We start from the raw sequence: 17373 nt of genomic DNA on the forward strand, positions 1-17373 counted from the left end.
CCAGCGGAAGTACGCGCCATGAACCACAAGGTCGCCTTCAGTTTTGCCGACGGCAAAACCCTGTTCTTCCCCGTGCACGGCAACGAGATCCTCCTCGACGCCGCCCTGCGCAACGGCATCAACATTCCGCTGGACTGCCGCGAGGGCGTCTGCGGTACCTGCATGGGCCGCTGCGAATCCGGCCGCTTCGAGATGGATTACGTGGACGACGAAGCCCTGTCGGAACAGGACCTCGCCCAGCGCAAGATGCTCACCTGCCAGACCCGCGTGCAGTCCGACGCCTCCTTCTACTTCGACTTCGACTCGGCGCTCTGCGGCGCCTCGAAGACGGTGCACGAGCGCGGCATCGTCACCCATGTCGAGCAGGTGTCGCCGACCACCGCCATCCTCCACCTGGATGCCGGCGTCGACGGCCAGCAGCTGGACTTCCTGCCGGGGCAGTATGCCCGCCTACAGGTGCCGGGCACGGACTCGAATCGCTCCTACTCCTTCGCCAACCGGCCGAATGCGGAGAACAAGCTGCAATTCCTCATTCGCCTGCTGCCGGACGGCGTGATGAGCAACTACATCCGCGAGCGCTGCAAGGTGGGTGACGAGATCCGCTTCGAGGCCCCGCTGGGCGCCTTCTACATGCGCCACATCGAGAAGCCGCTGCTGCTGGTGGCCGGTGGCACCGGCCTCTCGGCCTTCCTCGGCATGCTCGATGAAATCGCCGAACGCGGCGGCTGCGGCCAGCCGGTGCACCTGTTCTACGGAGTGCGCCAGGTGGCGGACCTCTGCGAGCTGGAGCGCATCCAGGGCTACGCCGAGCGCATCCCGGACTTCAGCTTCACCCCGGTGATCAGCGAGGAGGGCCAGGACTGGAACGGCAAGCGCGGCTACGTGCCGGAGCACTTCGACGCCGCGGTCCTGCGCGAAGCCCCCTTCGACATGTACCTCTGCGGCCCGCCGCCGATGGTCGAGTCGGTGAAGACCTGGCTCACGGAAAACGGCATCGACAACGGCCACCTGTATTTCGAGAAGTTCACCGAGAGCAATACCTGACCGCTTCGTAGGATGGCGTAGAGCGAAGCGAAACCCATCACCACATCGATGGGTTTCGCAGGCTCTACCCATCCTACGGGGTGGCGAATGCGCGATGCGTTCGCGAGCAAGCTCGCTCCTACGACGGCACACAAAACAACAAACACGCTCCACCCGCTCCACCAACTGCCCAAACAACAACTATGCAGGCCGAGTCACGACGGCACTGCGCAACCAAGGCGGTAACCATGAAAAAGACCCTTGAACTTGCGATGCTCGGGGCCGCGCTGGCCTCTTCCCTCCCCGTCCTGGCACAGGACCCTGTGCGCATCGGCTTCATCACTACCCTCTCCACCCCCGCTGGCTACCTGGGCGAAGACGCCCGCGACGCCTTCCGCCTGGCCATGGACCAGGAAGGCGGCAAGCTCGGCGGCGTGCCGGTGGAACTGGTGGTGGAGGACGACGGCCTGCAACCCGCCAAGGGCAAGCAGATCATCGACCGCATGAGCCTGGACGGCATCTCGCTCTACACCGGCGTGATGTTCTCCAACGTCCTCGCCGCCGTGGTCAACGGCGCCACCAAAGGCGACAGCTTCTACATCAGCACCAACGCCGCGCCCTCCAACCTCGCCGGCGCCCAGTGCAAGCCCAACTACTTCGCCGCCTCCTACCAGAACGACGTACCCCACGAGATGGCTGGCGTCGCCGCCAACGACCTGGGCTACAAGAAGATGGTCATCCTCGCCCCCAACTACCAAGCCGGCCGCGACGCCCTGGCCGGGTTCAAGCGCACCTTCAAGGGTGAGGTCACCGAGATCTACACCAAGCTCAACCAGCTGGACTTCTCCGTGGAACTGGCGCGCATCCGCTCGCTGAACCCGGACGCGGTGTTCCAGTTCCATCCGGGCGGCGGCGGCATCAACTTCGCCAAGCAGTACGGCAGCTCGGGCCTGGCCAAGAGCATCCCGATGGTGGTGCCGGTGTTCTCCATGGACGAGCGCATGCTCGCCGCCACCGGCAACGTGGCCGAGGGTGTCAACGTGGTCAGCGGCTGGAACCCGCAGTCCGACAATCCGGCCAATCAGGCCTTCGTCAAGGCGTTCACCGAGAAGTACAACCGCGCACCCACCATGTACGCCGCCCAGGGCTACGACACCGCGCGCCTGATCGGCTCCGCCCTCAAGGCCACCAACGGCGACATCAAGAACGCCGAGGCCTTCCGCAGCGCCCTGCGTAATGCCCGTTTCGACTCGGTTCGTGGCGACTTCCGCTTCGGCAGCAACCAGCACGCCGTGATCGACTGGCACCTGCTCAAGGTCCAGCCCGGCGCCGACGGCAAGCTCACTGAAGTGCCGGTGAAGACCATCGCCAAGGCCCAGGTAGACAGCTACGCGGCCCAGTGCGCGCTCTGATCCCGACCTGAACCGCCAGCCCGCCGGCCACCCCGGCGGGCCATCACCGCAGGACTTCGCCATGCTGTTGCTCGAACAACTTCTCAACGGCCTGCAGTACAGCGCCCTGCTGTTTCTGCTCGCCTCCGGCCTGACGCTGATCTTCGGCATCATGGGCGTGATCAACCTGGCCCACGGCGCCTTCTACATGGTCGGTGCGTTCTGCGCCGCCTACACCGCCATCGCCAGCGGCTCCTTCTGGCTCGGCGGTCTCGCTGCCCTGGCCGGTGCCGCGCTCTATGGCCTGGTGATCGAGACCGGGATCATCCGCCGCCTCTACAACCGCGACCATCTGGACCAGGTGCTGGCGACGCTGGCCGTGGTGTTCTTCAGCAACGAACTGATCACCCTGCTGTTCGGCCGCAGCCCGCCGGCCATGCCCACGCCGGACTGGTACAACGCCTTCGTCGAAGTGCTGCCCGGCCTGATGTACCCGGTCAGCCGCCTGCTGTTCATCGGCGCCGGCCTGCTGGTGGCCCTCGGCATGTGGCTGCTGATCAACCACACCCGCCTGGGCATGCTGATCCGCGCGGGTGCCGACGACCACGAGATGGTCGGTGCCCTTGGGGTCAACATCAGTCGCCTCTACACCCTGGTGTTCGTCTTCGGCTGCATGCTCTGCGGGCTGGCCGGCTTCATGGCGGCGCCGCTGCTTTCGGTGGAGATCGGCATGGGCGAGAAGGTGCTGATCACCACCTTCGTGGTCATCGTCGTTGGCGGCGTGGGTTCGGTACGTGGCGCCCTGGTCGGTGCCCTGCTGATCGGCATGGTCGACAGCCTCGGCCGCGCCTATATCCCACCGCTGCTGGACCAGCTGCTGCCCGCCGACGTCAGCGGCGCCCTGAGCGGCGGCCTGATTTCCGCCAGCGCCTACATCGTCATGGCCCTGGTGCTGCTGGTACGTCCGCGCGGCCTGCTGCCGGCCCGTGCCTGAGGAGAATCCCATGTCCCGTCGACTGATTATCGACCTGGCCTGCCTGGCCACCTTCGCGCTGATGCCGCTGCTGGCGGCGCTGCTCGACGAACCCTTCCTGGTCAGCCTGTTCACCCGCCTGGCCATCTACGGCATGGCCGCCGCCAGCCTGGACCTGCTGATCGGCTACGGCGCCCTGGTCAGCTTCGGCCACGCCGCTTTCTTCGGCCTCGGAGGCTACGTGGTCGGCATCGTCGCCTTCCACACCTCCCAGGGCATGCCGCTGTGGGGCTGGGAGGGCAGCAACAGCGCGCTGCTGGTCTGGCCGCTGGCCCTGCTCTGCTGCGCCCTGCTCGGCCTGGTGATGGGCTACCTGTCGCTGCGCACCACGGGCGTGCAGTTCATCATGATCACCCTGGCCTTCAGCCAGATGCTCTATTTCATCCTCGGCTCGCTGTCCCTCTATGGCGGCGACGACGGCATCCTGCTGAACGAGCGTAACGCCCTGCCCGGCCTCGACCTGAACGACGCCAACCAGTTCTATTACCTCTGCGTCGGCCTGCTGGTGGCCTGGCTGCTGTTCTGCCGGCGCCTGGTGGGTTCGCGCTTCGGCTTCGTCCTGCGCGGCCTCAAGCAGAGCGAGCGGCGCACCGTCAGCCTCGGCCTGAAACCCTTGCGCTACCGCCTCACCACCTTCGTCATCGCCGGTCTCGGCGCCGGCCTGGCCGGCGTGCTCTGGGCCAACTACGCGCTGTTCGTCAGCCCCGACATGGCCTCCTGGCAGAAGTCCGGCGAGCTGATGGCCATGGTCATCCTCGGTGGCGTCGGCACCCTGCTCGGCCCGGTGCTGGGTGCTGCGGTCTACCTCGGTCTGGAACAGCTGCTGAGCCTGTGGACGGAACACTGGCTGCTGATCTTCGGCCCGCTCCTGCTGCTGGTGGTGTTGTTCGGTCGCCAGGGCATCCATGGCCTGCTGATGGCCGGCGCCAAGTCGCGCAAGGCGGCCGCGCAGCCGGACCCCATCGTCACCGCCCGCGAGGTGCACCCATGAGCGCACAACTGTCCATCCGCGGCCTGGAGAAGGCCTTTGGCGCGGTGAAGGCCACCAATGGCGCCAACCTGGAGCTGGCCGCCGGCGAGCTGCACGCCATCATCGGCCCCAACGGCGCCGGCAAGTCCACGCTTATCTCGCAGATCGCCGGGGAAATCCGCCCGGACAAGGGGCAGATCCTCTTCGCCGGGTGGGACATCACTGACGTGCCGGCCCATGAGCGGCCACGCCTGGGCCTCGCCCGCTCCTTCCAGGTCAGCCAGCTCTACCCGGACTTCAGCCTGCTGGAGAACGTCGCGGTGGCCATCGCTGCCCGCGAAGGCAAGAGCTTCGGCATGTGGCGTCCGCTGTCTCGCGACCGCCGCCTGCTCGACCCGGCGCGCGGTTACCTGGAGCAGGTCGGCCTCGGCCGCCGCGCCGAAGACCTGGTGAGCGAGCTGTCCCACGGCGAGCGCCGCCAGCTGGAACTGGCCCTGGCGCTGGCCCAGGAAGCCTCGGTGCTGCTGCTGGACGAACCCATGGCCGGCATGGGCGCGGAGGAGTCCGCGCGCATGACCGAGCTGCTCCAGTCGCTCAAGGGTCGCTACGCCATCCTGCTGGTGGAGCACGACATGGATGCGGTGTTCGCCCTGGCCGACCGCATCACCGTGCTGGTCTACGGCCAGACCATCCTCACCGGCTCCGTCGAAGAAGTCCGCCGCAACGCGCAGGTCCGCGCCGCCTACCTGGGGGAAGAACATGCTTGAAGTCAGTGGATTGCAGGCCGGCTACGGCCTGAGCCAGGTGCTGTTCGACATGCACCTGAAAATCGAACAGGGCGAAGTGGTGTCGCTGATCGGCCGCAATGGCATGGGCAAGACCACCACCGTGAAATCCATCATGGGCCTGCTCAAGCCGAGCGCCGGGAACATCCGCATCCACGGCAAGGAGATGCGCGGCGCCACGCCCTACCGCATCGCCCAGGCAGGCCTCGGCCTGGTGCCGGAAGGCCGCCGCACCTTTGGCACCCTGAGCGTGAAAGAGAACCTGCTGGCCACCGCCAGCAAGGGTGGCAAGTGGGACCTCAATCGCATCTACGCGCTGTTCCCGCGCCTGGAGGAACGCCAGGAGCAACTGTCCAAGACCCTTTCCGGCGGCGAGCAGCAGATGCTGGTGGTGGGCCGCGCGCTGATGACCAACCCGCAGTTGCTGATCCTCGACGAAGCCACCGAAGGCCTGGCCCCGGTGATCCGCGAAACCATCTGGAACTGCCTGGCCACCCTCAAGGCAGAGGGCGAGACCATCCTGGTCATCGACAAGAACCTCAAGGAGATGGCGCGAGTGGTAGACCGCCATCACATCATCGAGAAGGGCCGCCAGGTCTGGCAGGGCACGCCAGCGGAGCTGGCGGCTGCCCCCGAGCTTTCGCACCGATACCTGGGCGTCTAGAGCACCGCCCCGATCCGCCCGGTCCGTAGTCACGACGGACCGGCAACCCCGACGCAACCCGACTCCCGCCGGCTTCGCAAAATGCCGGCGGCGGACGGCTGCGCCCAAAAACCAGAAGAAGAAGAGCCTTGCGATGATCTACAAGTCCCGTGCGTTATCCCTCCTTTTGAGCACCCTCCCCCTCAGTGCGCTGGCCGCGGAATCCGGTTTCATCGAGGACTCCACCGCCACCCTGCAGCTGCGCAACTACTACTTCAGCCGCGATTTCTCCGACATCGTCGGACCGAACAAACAGTCCAAGGCCGAGGAATGGGCCCAGGGCTTCATCCTCAACTTCAAGTCCGGCTATACGCCGGGAACCGTGGGCTTCGGTATCGATGCCATCGGCACCCTCGGCATCAAGCTCGACAGCAGCCCCGACCGGGTCAACACCGGCCTGCTGCCGGTGCAGGAAGACGGCGAGGCCGCCGACGACTACAGCCGCCTGGGCGTCGCCGGGAAGATGCGCATTTCCAAAACCGAGCTGAAAGTGGGCGAGTTGCAGCCCAACCTGCCGGTGCTGATGTTCAGCGACATCCGTCTGCTGCCGCCCAGCTACCAGGGCGCCAGCGTCACCTCCAGCGAGATCGCCGGCCTCACCCTGCAAGGTGGCCATCTGACTGGCACCAGTCTGCGCAACGAGGCCGGCGACGACAAGATCCAGGCCCAGATCGGCTACCAGCCACAGCGCCAAGCCTCGAGCGACGCCTTCAACTACGCCGGCGCCGACTATGCCTTCAACGCCAACCGCACCACGGTGGGTGCCTGGTACGCGCAGCTGGAAGACATCTACGACCAGCGCCTGATCAGCCTCAAGCACGCCGAACCTGTGGGCGACTGGGTACTGGGCGTCAACGCGGGCTTCTACGACTCCAGCGAAGACGGCAAGAAACTGATCGGCGAGGTCGACAACCAGGCCTTCTACTCCCTGTTCTCGGCCAAGCGCGGCGGCCACACCTTCTTCGTCGGCTACCAGGGCATGTTCGGCGACCAGGGCTTCCCGAAGGTGTTCGCCAACATCACCCCGCTGGGCAACGAGGTCCCCACTTACGAGTTCGCCTCGGCGGATGAGCGCTCCTGGCAGGTGCGCCACGACTACGACTTCGCCGCCCTCGGCATCCCCGGCCTGACCACCACCCTGCGCTACATCAAGGGCGACAATGTCGACACCGGCAAGGGCTTCGAAGGCGAGGACTGGGAGCGCGACCTGGACATCGGCTACGTGATCCAGAGCGGCTCGCTCAAGGGCCTGGGCGTGCGCATCCGTAATGTCACCGCACGTTCCAACTACCGCACCGACATCGACGAAAACCGCCTGATCCTCAATTACACATTGGCACTGTTCTAAGACCGAGCGCCGTGGCCAGGAATGGGCACGGCCTACAGGTATTTTTTCCCCACTGGAGAAATCCACCATTGCCCAGCAGTCCCTGGCACAGATGAAGTGCGTTGCCACAACACGCTACGAAATCGTCCAGCGCATCATGCAACGGCTGGACGAGAAGCAGCGGATCACCGGGCAGTTGAGGGAGTTGCTGGGCTGACGCGAATCAGCAGGGATAGGCACAGGTTTCTGTGGGCTGCTTTTCCTGTGGGGGCGAATTCATTCGCGATGCAGGCCGAAGGTCTGCCCTCTGAACCTCACCTGGGGGCACTGCGTGCCCGTTAGCGATTGAAATCGCCCCCACAACAGATAGATCCACGCCCCTTACAACCCCATCAATTCGCATATCGCCCGATACAACGGCGCCCCCGGCTGGCCCAGCTCCAGGACCACATCGAAATGGTTCTTGCCGGGCGCTTCGACAAAGCGCCCCGGCAGCCCACCCGCGCGCCAAGCCTCGAGGAAGTCATGGGACTGGCGAGCGAACTCCGCCGTTTCCAGCGCCCCGTAGCTGATCACCAGTTCGGCACCCCGCGTCGGCAGGTGGAAGGCCGGGCTGTTGCGCCGCGCCGCCGCCTCGTCCATCCCCATCCAACCGTTGATATGGGTTTCCAGCAGCGGCCGCAGGTCGAACAGCCCACTGATGGGAAGCGCACCACACAGCACGTTGCCCGGCACGCCGTAGCGCCCGTGCCAGCCGCCGGCCAGGAGCATTCCCGTGAGATGCCCGCCGGCAGAACTGCCACTGGCATACAGCCGCTGCGGGTCACCGCCGAACTCGGCGATATGGCGATGCAGCCAGGCCAGCGCGCGGCGGGTCTGGTCGACGATGTGATCGAGGTTCACGGCCGGGGCCAGGTCGTAGTCCAGCACCACCACGCACGCACCGGCGGCGGTCAGAGCCGGCGCCATGAACGCCGAGTCGGCCTTGGACAGCGCACGCCAATAGCCGCCGTGAATGAACAGCAGTACCGGGGCATCCCGCTGAACGGCCGGAAAAATGTCCAGTCGCTCGGCGGCTCCTGGCCCGTAGGGCACATCCTTGAAGCACTTCAGACGCGCATGGGCTGCGTCGCTCAGTGCGCGGTACTGGCGCGGGTACTGCTCGTAGTCCTCGACGCTGGCGCGGGCGTTGTATTGCACGTCGTAGTAGGCGGCCAATTCGGCCGGATCACTGGGGCTGGTCATGGGCACCTCCGAGGGTTGTCCGTCGATTAGGCGGCATCCAGCGAACGGGCGAAATCCGGATAGTCGGGGATGGTTATCCGGGGAGTTGGGGTGCTCGTTGTGGGAGCGAATTCATTCGCGAAATCGCGCGGGCGATCAACTCCCCTCACCCCCGGCCCCTCTCCCGGAGGTAGAGGGGTGACTCGCGCCGGGCACTCACCAGCCATCCTGCACGGACAGCCCCCTCTCCCTCTGGGAGGGTCGGGGTGAGGGAAGCAGAGTTCGGCAATATCCCGAAAGTCAGTACCAACCCACCGCCCATAAAAAAGCCGGCCAAAATGGCCGGCTCAAACAGCGGGGGAACCAGCCTCCCCCGCCGATTCGGTGACTCAGGCTTCGGCGCGAACGCGGTCGCGGATGGCTTCCTGCTCCGGGCTCGGAGCCGACTGCAGTTGGAAGTCGAAGTCGATTTCGGCGAAGCGGTCCACGGCGCCACGGGCGGCGGCAGCGGCGGCGTCTTCGGTGAAGCGGATCTCGCCCACCAGGCCATCACGGGTGGCGTAGGCGAAGTCGTCCCACAGGTATTCGTCGCCCGACAGGTTGATCTGGGTGGTCAGGTGGCGATAACCCGGCGCGGAGATGAAGAAGTGGATGTGCGCCGGACGGTTGCCGTGGCGGCCCAGGTGGTTCAGCACTTCCTGGGTGGTGCCATCCGGCGGGCAGCCGTAGCCGGACGGCACGATGCTGCGGGCACGGTAGCGGCCTTCGGCGTCGGTGACGATGCGACGGCGCAGGTTGTAGTCCGACTGGGTGGTATCGAAGTAGGAGTAGGTGCCCTTGGTGTTGGCGTGCCACAGGTCGACGACGGCGCCGGCGATCGGCTTGCCATCGGCGTCCTTCACCTGGCCCTGCAGGAACATCACGGTACCGGCGTCGGTGCCGTCGTCCATGCGGGTTTCGCCTTCGGACAGCGGCGCGCCGGCCACGTACAGCGGGCCTTCGATGGTGCGCGGGGTGCCGCCGGACAGACCGGCCTGCTCGTCCTGGGCATCCAGCAGCAGGTCCAGGTAGTGCTCCAGGCCGAGGCCGGCAACCAGCAGGCCAGCCTCACCACGGGCGCCCATGCGGTTGAAGTAGTCCACCGCTTTCCAGAACTCTTCGGTGGTGACTTCCAGGTCTTCGATGATCTTGATGGAGTCGACCAGGATGCGGTTCACCAGCTTCTTCATGCGCTGGCTGCCCTGGTCATTGTTGAAGCCGCTCACTTCCTGGAAGAACTTCTGGACGCTTTCGTTGCTGGACAGTTTGATAGTCATGGCTATTTCCTCATCTTGTTGTTATCGGGCGCGAATCGATCAGCGATCGTCTTCGTGAATCGATGACGGGTGGCGGCAGAGACCGTCCACCTCGATCTCCATGTAGGGGAACAGCGGCAGCTGCATCAGGGTGTCGTGCAGTTCTTCGACACTGGCGAGGTCGAAGACGCTGTAGTTGGCGTAGTGGCCGGCGATGCGCCACAGGTGACGCCACTTGCCCTCGCGCTGCAGGCGCTGGGCCAGTTCTTTCTCGTCGGCCTTGAGCTTGGCAGCCTTGGCCGGGTCCATGTCGACCGGGAGTTTCACGGTCATCTTCACGTGGAACAGCATGGAAAGGTCTCCTGTTTACTTGCGGCGGAAGAACGCCAGGCGCTCTTCGTCCAGGGCCAGGCCAAGGCCCGGAGTACGCGGCACGTGCAGCTGGAAGTCGCGGTAGACCGGCGCTTCGCTGACGATTTCCTCGGTCAGCAGCAGCGGCCCGAACAGCTCGGTGTGCCAGGTCAGTTGCTTCAGGGTGACGAAGGCATGGGCCGACGCCAGGGTACCGATGGAGCCTTCGAGCATGGTGCCGCCGTACAGGGCGATACCGGCCGCTTCGGCGATCTGCGCGGTGCGCAGCACGGCACGCGGGCCACCGTTCTTGGCGATCTTCAGGGCGAAGATGCTGGCGGCGCCGTCAGCGGCCAGGCTGAAGGCGTCTTCGACGCTTTCGATGGATTCGTCGGCCATGATCGGCGCCGGGCTGCGCTGGTTCAGGCGCACCTGGCCGGAACGGTTGATGCGCGAGATCGGTTGCTCGATCAGGTCGATGCCATTGTCACCGAGGATGCGGCAGGCACGCAGGGCAACGGACTCGTCCCAGGCCTGGTTCACATCGACACGCACGCTGGCGTTGTCGCCCAACGCTTGCTTGATGGCGATCACGTGCTTGAGGTCGCGGTTCACTTCGCCCGCGCCGATCTTCAGCTTGAAGATGCGGTGACGGCGGATTTCCAGCATGTGCTCGGCTTCGGCGATGTCCTTGGCGGTGTCGCCGCTGGCCAGGGTCCAGGCCACTTCCAGGCCGTCACGCACGCGGCCACCGAGCAGCTCGCTCACCGGCAGGCCGAGGCGCTTGCCCTGGGCATCCAGCAGCGCGCTTTCCAGGCCGGACTTGGCGAAGGTGTTGCCCTTCGCGGCCTTGTCCAGGCGCAGCATGGCGGCGTTGATGTTGTTGGCGTCCTGGCCGATCAGCAGCGGAGCGAGGTGGCTGTCGATGTTCTGCTTGATGCTTTCCGGGCTCTCGTTGCCGTAGGCCAGACCACCGATGGTGGTGGACTCGCCGAGGCCTTCGATGCCATCGGAGCAGCGCAGGCGAATCACCACCAGCGTCTGGTTCTGCATGGTGTGCATGGCCAGCTTGTGCGGGCGGATGGTCGGCAGGTCGACGATGATCGTCTCGACGCTTTCGATCAGGACTTGGCTCACTTCAATACCCATCAGGTTCGTTTCATCTGGTCCCGATAGTGGCCGCGACAAATCGCGGGGTCCAATATAGAGTTTGTCTAGCACGATACCTTCAAGGTATCGAATATCTCACACCACCACCGCCCCGGAGTCACCATGGAGCTTCGCCATCTGCGCTACTTCCAGGCGCTTGCCGAAACACTCAATTTCACCCGTGCCGCTGAGCGTCTGCACATTGCTCAACCTCCGTTGAGCCGCCAGATCCAGCAGCTCGAGGAGGAACTCGGGGTGGCCTTGCTGGAGCGTGGCAGACCCCTGCGTCTGACCGAAGCCGGACGCTTTTTCCACGAGCATTCCCGCACCCTGCTCGAGCAGCTGGGCAAGGTCTGTGACAATACCCGCCGCATTGGGTCGGGGGAAAAAGCCTGGCTCGGCATCGGCTTCGCACCCTCCACCCTCTACGGTGTTCTGCCCGACCTGATCCGCCGCCTGCGCAGCGATGCCGGCCTGGAGCTGGGGCTTTCCGAGATGACCACCCTGCAACAGGTGGACTCCCTCAAGGCCGGCCGCATCGATGTCGGCTTCGGCCGCATCCACATCAACGATCCAGCCATCCAGCAGGAGGTGCTGACCCTCGACCCGCTGGTGGCCGCCCTCCCCGCCGGGCACCCATTGCTGCCAGGTCCCGTGAGCCTCACCGATCTCGCCCAGGAGCCTTTCGTGCTCTATCCGGGCAACCCTCGGCCGAGCTACGCCGACCATGTGCTGTCACTGTTCGCCGCCTATGGCCTGCAGATCGAAGTGGCGCAATGGACCAATGAACTGCAGACCGCCATCGGCCTGGTCGCCGCCGGCATCGGCATCACCCTGGTGCCGGCATCGGTGCAGGTGCTGCACCGCATCGACATCGGCTATGCCAGCCTGCAGGAAGCCCAGGCCACCTCACCCATCATCATCAGCCGCCGCGTGGGCGACGCATCGCCGGCTCTGACCCATTGCCTGGCGCTCATCGAAGAGCTGGCCGAGGGGCATATCGGCTGAACAGCGGACACCTTGTGGGGGCGAATTCATTCGCTGAGCAGGCCGCAGGTCTGCCCCTGGGATACTCGGGTCAGCTTCGCTGCCCATAGCGAATGAATTCGCCCCCACAACAAGCACTCACTCCCTGGCACGTTCGTAGGGTGGATCACGCTTCATCGATCCACCGATCGTGGCTAATCCTGAACTCCATTGGTGGATGTAAAAAGCGACATCCACCCCACCGGTCTTTGTGGGAGCGAATTTATTCGCGAATGAATTCGCCCCCACAAAAAAGCGACCGCCCCTACCGCAAGAAAAAAAGCCCGCAAAGGAGTGGAACGGGCTGAGGTAAAGCGTGAAAAAAGACGCTACTGCAACGGCGAGAACTTCGCCGGCAGGTAAGCGGTGGAATGCATTTCGCGCAATTGTGGACCGGAGTTCTCAGGTGGCCAGACGCCGTCCTCCACTGCCCGCGTGCGCACGTCGAGGCGCTGTTCCAGGGTCGCGTAGGGCCAGATGTGCAGGTAGCGCGGCGTGCGACCGTCGGTGGCGTAGAAGGCCGCGTAGACCTGTGAATAACTTTCCGTGGTACGCGGGCCGACGGCTTTCTTCCAGCCTTCCAGGGTGGGGGTCAGGCCGGAGGGAATCAGGTTGTATTCGCGCAGTTCGTAGAAGGGGCCATGAGCACCCGGTGCCAGGGGTTCGAGGAAGGGGAACAGGCTGTAGTTCTCCACCTTCATGTCCAGCATGAATTCTTCGATACCGAAGGCATCCCGTGCCAGCAGGAAGCGCTCGCGCTCGGTCTGGCGGGCGTTCTCGTCGGCGAAGCCACGCAGTACGGCGATCTGGTTCAGCGGACCGATTTCCGAGGCCCAGCAGCCCACCAGGGTGCATCCCGGCGCCGCCTCAGCCAGTGTCGATTCCAGGCGCGCCAGCGCTGCAGCCGGAGTGCGCACGCGCAGAGTGAAGGTGATGAGTTCGTAGAGTCGCATCGGAGTCTCGCTGCCAGTCAAAAAATGCGGGACCGACCGTTTCCGGTCGGCCCGGCGGGTCAGAACTTGAAGGTGTACGTCGTGATCAGGCGGTTCTCCTGGTAGTCAGGGCCCGACACATTGCCATTGCCGTAGCGGGTCTTGACGTCGATGTTGCGCCATTCGAAGCCGACGCCCTTGAGCGGGCCGCTCTGCACCACGTAGCTGAGGTAGAGGTTGCGCTCGCTCTCGACGTTCTGGTCCAGCGCGTTGTTGCCACGGTCGATGCCGGTGCCGCGCAGGTAGCGCGTCATCAGTTTCAGGCCGGGCACGCCGTAGGCAGCGAAGTCGAGGTCGTAGCGCAGCTGCCAGGAGCTTTCGTTGGGTTTCACGAAACCGACGGTGGACCAGTTCACCAGGTACGGCTGCGGCGCATAGCCGTTGAGCGTCGGGAAGACACTCTCGCCGAGCATGCGCTGGTAGCCGACGCCGATGGCGTGGGCGCCTTTGCGCAGGGTGGTCATCGCGCCGTAGGAATGGTTGTCGATATCGCCGTACAACGCCTTGCCGTCTTCGCTGTTGTCGAAGTAACGCAGGTCGGTCTTCAGGCCATAGCCGCCGCCCAGGTCGGCGGTGTGGGTCGCCCCCAGGTAGTGCTGCTGGTAGATGTCTTCCAGCTGGCCGTAGAAGTAGCTGGCGGTGAGGCTAGGAGTGAAGGCGTAGGTGGCACCGCCGAAGTTCAGGCCATCGCTGCGGCGTTTGATGTCCGGGCCGTTGAACAGATACATCTTCTCGCGGTTGGACGACTCACGACTGCTGATCTCGGTGAAGCGCCCGCCGGTCAGCGTCAGCCGGTCCACTTCACGGGATTCCAGCAGGAAGCCATGGAAGGTGGTGATCAGTTGGCGGGAATCGTCGTAGAAAGCCACCGGCAGCATCGGGCGATGTTCGCCGACCTTCAGTTCGGTCTTGGAGTAACGCATCTTTCCGGTCAGCGCGGCGCGGCCATAGTCGCGCACCTGCTCACCCTTGCTGTCGTCGTAAGGAATGATGGTGTCCGGGCCGCGACCGCCACCACCGTCCAGGCGATAGGCATATTGCCCGGATACATCAAGACCGAACTGAAAAGTGCCTTCGGTATATCCGGAGATGGCGCGGAAATCGAAACCCTGAGTCCAACTTCCGATACGCGATTTCGGCGCATCATCCTGTTTGAAGTCACGATCGATATAGAAGTTACGCAGGCCAAGGCTGATTTGCCGATCCTTCACGAAGTCCGCCTGGGCAGACATCGGCATGAGCATCCCCATCAGGCCTGCGGCAGCTACGCCGCTGGCCAGCCAGCTTTTCTGAAACATGGAAGTAATCCTTTCTTACATGTGCATGCAAGGCACATCGAGTGGGAGCAGATTAATTAGCAAGAAGTGTAACTTCGGCAGCTAATCCACAGTGTTGTTTTTATAACCACTTACTGCAAAAAAGTTGTAGCAAGGCCCGCCACCCGAACATGTACGGGCGCCCTCGATTTATAGTTATGGGTAAAACTTTCAAACGAATGAATTACAACTTCATCCGATATTCCGGAATGACTCCGAAATTCTTTTCAACACCGCGCGTTGGGCTTCGCTGCGCTCAGCCACAACCTACGAAGTTCGCCGTAGGAGCCAGCTTGCTGGCGAACATCCCTGCGACGATCTTTCGCGAGCAAGCTCGCTCCTACATGAAGCCAACCCACCAACTCGATTCAGTTGGGCTTCGCTGCGCTCTGCCCAACCTACGGGAGCGAGCACGCTTTGGTAGGTTGTGGCTGAGCTACGCGAAGCCCAACAAAACAACCCCAAAACACCGGATCAGCAGGCCGAACGCGACGCGTCGCCCAGGCGGTGATAGGCGCGGTTGAAGTACACCAACCCTTCCTGGTTCTTGCCGTGGCGAATGCCCAGCACCTCGCAGTAGAAGATGGTGTGCGAACCCACTTCATGGGCCTGGGCGATGCGGCAGTCGAAGCTCACCAGGGCATCGTCGAGCAGCGGCGAGCCGCTCTCCAGGGTGCTCCAGCTGGCGCTGGCGAAGCGTTGTTCGGAGTCCAGTTCGCGGTTGGCGAACACACCCGAGATTTCCTTCAGCTCGGCGGTCAGCACGTTCACGCTGAGCACACCGTTCTGCTTGAAATGACCGTTGGCGAACGAAGAGCGGTTCATGCACACCAGCAGCGTCGGCGGCTGGTCGGTGACGCTGCACACCGCTGAAGCGGTGAAGCCCCAGCGGCCCGCTGCGCCATCGGTGGTGATGACGGAAACGGCGCCGCCCAGCAGCGCCATGGCATTACGGAATCCATTGGTATCGACCATGGTCTTGCCCCTCTGCTGTCAGATGTCCAGTACCAGTTTTTTTGACTTGGCACGCGAGCAGCAGACCAGGATCTGGTCGTTGGCGGCCTTCTCTTCATCGGTCAGGTAGACGTCGCGGTGGTCCGGTTCGCCTTCCAGTACGTCGCACAGGCAGGTACCGCAAACGCCCTGCTCGCAGGAAATCTCGATCTTGATGCCCACGCCGGCCAGTGCATCGACGATGCTCTGACCCTCGGCCACCTGCACGGTCTTGCCGCTGCGCGAAGCGACGACTTCGAAGCTCTCGCCGCTGGCATCCACTTCCACCTGGAAGTACTCGCGGTGGATGTGATCGTCGGCGTAACCGGCCTTGCGCGCCTCAGCGATCACCCAGTCCATGAACCCGGCCGGGCCGCAGACATAGACGTGAACGTCGTCAGCCGGCTGACCCAGCACGGCGGGCAGATCGAGCTTCTGCGCGGCGTCTTCGTCGTCGAAGTGGGTGCGCACGCAGGCGGCGAAGTCGGCGTTTTCCAGCTCGTCGAGGAAGGCGGTACGGCTGCGCGAACGGCCGCAGTAGTGCAGCTCGAAGGCGCTGTCCTTCGCGGTCAGTTCATGGGCCATGGCGATCATCGGGGTAATGCCGATACCACCGCCGATGAGGATCGAACGGCTCGCGCCGGTAGCCAGCGGGAAGAGGTTGCGCGGTGCGCCGATGGCGACCTCGCTGCCTTCCTGCAGCAGTTCGTGGACCGCGACCGAACCACCACGGGAAGCCGGATCACGCAGCACGCCAAGGCGGTAGACGGAGGCGTTGGCCGGGTCACCGCAAAGGGAGTACTGGCGCACCAGGCCGGATTTCAGGTGGATATCCACATGGGCACCGGCCTCGAACGCCGGCAGGGGTTTGCCCGACGGGTCGGCGAGGTCGAGGATCACTACGCCCTCGCCCTGCTCCACCCGCTTGCGGACCACCAGATTCAACACTTGCTCACTCATACCGGCCTTCCCGCACCCTCGTAGGTGCTGATTGTTCTGTTTCGTTGTTACTTGCCGCACTGCACGCACGACACTGCTTTGTCAGGTTGCGCACTCAGCGCATAAAAAGTCCGCCGTTCACATCCCAGGTCGCCCCGGTGGTGAAGTAGGCCTCCGGGCGTGCCAACTGCACGACCAGGTCTCCGAGGAAATCGGCATCGCCCAGGCGCTTGACCGGGATGTTGGCCAGCAGCCCTTCCATGCGTTCAGCCGGCACGGCCGCGCGCACCGCCGGGGATTCGATCGGCCCCGGAGCGATGGCATTGACGGTCACGCCATTGGCCGCCAGCTCCTTGGCGAAGATCTTGGTCAGGGTGACGATGGCGCCCTTGGACGCGGCGTAGTGCGCGCCCGTAGCGGTGCCGCCGTTCTGCCCGGCCAGGGACGCCATGTTGACGATCCGCCCGTAGCCGGCCGCCGCCATGTGCGCACCGAACACCTGGCAGCCGACGAAGACGCTGCGGGTGTTGAGGCTCAGGACGCGGTCGAACTCCTCGGGGCTGATCTGCATGACCGGGGTGGTCATGGTCATGGCGGCGTTGTTCACCACCACGTGCAGGGCGCCGAAGCGTTCCAGGGTCGCTGCCAGCGCCAACTCGAAGTCGGCCTTGCTGGCCACGTCGAGTTTCAGCGCCAGACTGCGCTCGCCACTGGGGTCGAGCCTGTCGGCGGCGGCCTGGGCGCCTTCCAGCGACAGGTCGGTGATCACCACCGCGTAACCGGCGGCGAACAGGCGGCTGGCGATGGCGAGGCCGAGGCCCTGCGCGGCGCCGGTGACGAGTGCAATCTGGCTCAT

The 17373-nt window shown here is 64.4% G+C and carries 17 protein-coding genes; 8 read left to right on the forward strand and 9 right to left on the reverse strand.

Annotated elements, in window-relative coordinates:
- Positions 1-18: 18 nt before the first annotated feature.
- From antC to E8E95_RS19650, 7 genes are all read left to right on the forward strand, one after another.
- The gene (gene antC / locus E8E95_RS19620) at positions 19-1044 is read left to right on the forward strand and encodes an anthranilate 1,2-dioxygenase electron transfer component AntC (RefSeq protein WP_280353013.1); all 1026 of its coding nucleotides are present in this window, start codon (positions 19-21) and stop codon (positions 1042-1044) included.
- 227 nt (positions 1045-1271) lie between these two features.
- Entirely contained in the window at positions 1272-2435 is a 1164-nt protein-coding gene (locus tag E8E95_RS19625; RefSeq protein ID WP_280353015.1) for an ABC transporter substrate-binding protein, read from the forward strand.
- A 61-nt stretch (positions 2436-2496) separates the two neighbouring features.
- Entirely contained in the window at positions 2497-3408 is a 912-nt protein-coding gene (locus E8E95_RS19630) for a branched-chain amino acid ABC transporter permease (RefSeq protein ID WP_280353018.1), read from the forward strand.
- A 10-nt stretch (positions 3409-3418) separates the two neighbouring features.
- The gene (locus E8E95_RS19635) at positions 3419-4438 is read left to right on the forward strand and encodes a branched-chain amino acid ABC transporter permease (RefSeq protein WP_280353020.1); all 1020 of its coding nucleotides are present in this window, start codon (positions 3419-3421) and stop codon (positions 4436-4438) included.
- The gene (locus E8E95_RS19640; RefSeq protein ID WP_280353022.1) at positions 4435-5184 is read left to right on the forward strand and encodes an ABC transporter ATP-binding protein; all 750 of its coding nucleotides are present in this window, start codon (positions 4435-4437) and stop codon (positions 5182-5184) included. The genes E8E95_RS19635 and E8E95_RS19640 overlap by 4 nt, the downstream gene beginning before the upstream one ends.
- A complete protein-coding gene (locus E8E95_RS19645) occupies positions 5177-5866 on the forward strand; it encodes an ABC transporter ATP-binding protein (protein ID WP_280353025.1) in 690 nt (229 codons plus the stop codon). The genes E8E95_RS19640 and E8E95_RS19645 overlap by 8 nt, the downstream gene beginning before the upstream one ends.
- A gap of 133 nt (positions 5867-5999) precedes the next feature.
- Positions 6000-7253, forward strand: coding sequence for an OprD family porin (locus E8E95_RS19650; protein WP_280353027.1), 1254 nt, complete (start codon positions 6000-6002; stop codon positions 7251-7253).
- Between the two features lie 360 nt (positions 7254-7613).
- Here E8E95_RS19650 and E8E95_RS19655 read toward each other — a convergent pair whose 3' ends face one another.
- From E8E95_RS19655 to E8E95_RS19670, 4 genes are all read right to left on the reverse strand, one after another.
- Positions 7614-8477 (reverse strand): alpha/beta hydrolase, encoded by an 864-nt coding sequence (locus tag E8E95_RS19655; protein ID WP_280353029.1) that lies wholly within the window; start codon positions 8475-8477, stop codon positions 7614-7616.
- A gap of 368 nt (positions 8478-8845) precedes the next feature.
- On the reverse strand, positions 8846-9772 hold the full coding sequence (gene catA / locus E8E95_RS19660) for a catechol 1,2-dioxygenase (protein ID WP_280353031.1): 927 nt from the start codon (positions 9770-9772) through the stop codon (positions 8846-8848).
- 39 nt (positions 9773-9811) lie between these two features.
- Positions 9812-10102: a muconolactone Delta-isomerase gene (gene catC, locus E8E95_RS19665; RefSeq protein ID WP_028628792.1), complete on the reverse strand. Its 291-nt coding sequence runs from the start codon at positions 10100-10102 to the stop codon at positions 9812-9814.
- Positions 10103-10117: 15 nt separating this feature from the next.
- Positions 10118-11239 (reverse strand): muconate cycloisomerase family protein, encoded by a 1122-nt coding sequence (locus E8E95_RS19670; RefSeq protein WP_179059390.1) that lies wholly within the window; start codon positions 11237-11239, stop codon positions 10118-10120.
- Positions 11240-11374: 135 nt separating this feature from the next.
- On the opposite strand from E8E95_RS19670, the gene E8E95_RS19675 reads away from it, so the two are divergent.
- Complete coding sequence (locus E8E95_RS19675) at positions 11375-12259, forward strand: LysR family transcriptional regulator (protein ID WP_280353033.1); 885 nt, start codon at positions 11375-11377, stop codon at positions 12257-12259.
- A 347-nt stretch (positions 12260-12606) separates the two neighbouring features.
- Here the strand turns inward: E8E95_RS19675 and E8E95_RS19680 are convergent, their stop codons facing one another.
- The 5 genes from E8E95_RS19680 to E8E95_RS19700 all read right to left on the reverse strand — a co-directional run bounded on the left by E8E95_RS19680 (position 12607) and on the right by E8E95_RS19700 (position 17373).
- The gene (locus E8E95_RS19680; RefSeq protein ID WP_280353035.1) at positions 12607-13230 is read right to left on the reverse strand and encodes an NIPSNAP family protein; all 624 of its coding nucleotides are present in this window, start codon (positions 13228-13230) and stop codon (positions 12607-12609) included.
- A 59-nt stretch (positions 13231-13289) separates the two neighbouring features.
- Positions 13290-14567, reverse strand: coding sequence for an OprD family porin (locus E8E95_RS19685; protein ID WP_280353038.1), 1278 nt, complete (start codon positions 14565-14567; stop codon positions 13290-13292).
- 492 nt (positions 14568-15059) lie between these two features.
- On the reverse strand, positions 15060-15560 hold the full coding sequence (locus E8E95_RS19690) for a flavin reductase (protein WP_280353041.1): 501 nt from the start codon (positions 15558-15560) through the stop codon (positions 15060-15062).
- 18 nt (positions 15561-15578) lie between these two features.
- Positions 15579-16538 carry a PDR/VanB family oxidoreductase gene (locus tag E8E95_RS19695; protein ID WP_280353043.1) on the reverse strand — a complete coding sequence of 320 codons (960 nt, stop codon included), beginning with the start codon at positions 16536-16538 and terminating at the stop codon, positions 15579-15581.
- 94 nt (positions 16539-16632) lie between these two features.
- Positions 16633-17373, reverse strand: a complete 741-nt coding sequence (locus E8E95_RS19700) for an SDR family NAD(P)-dependent oxidoreductase (protein WP_280353045.1) — start codon at positions 17371-17373, stop codon at positions 16633-16635.

Source organism: Pseudomonas sp. BN414, assembly GCF_029871275.1.
Lineage (GTDB): Bacteria > Pseudomonadota > Gammaproteobacteria > Pseudomonadales > Pseudomonadaceae > Metapseudomonas > Metapseudomonas resinovorans_C.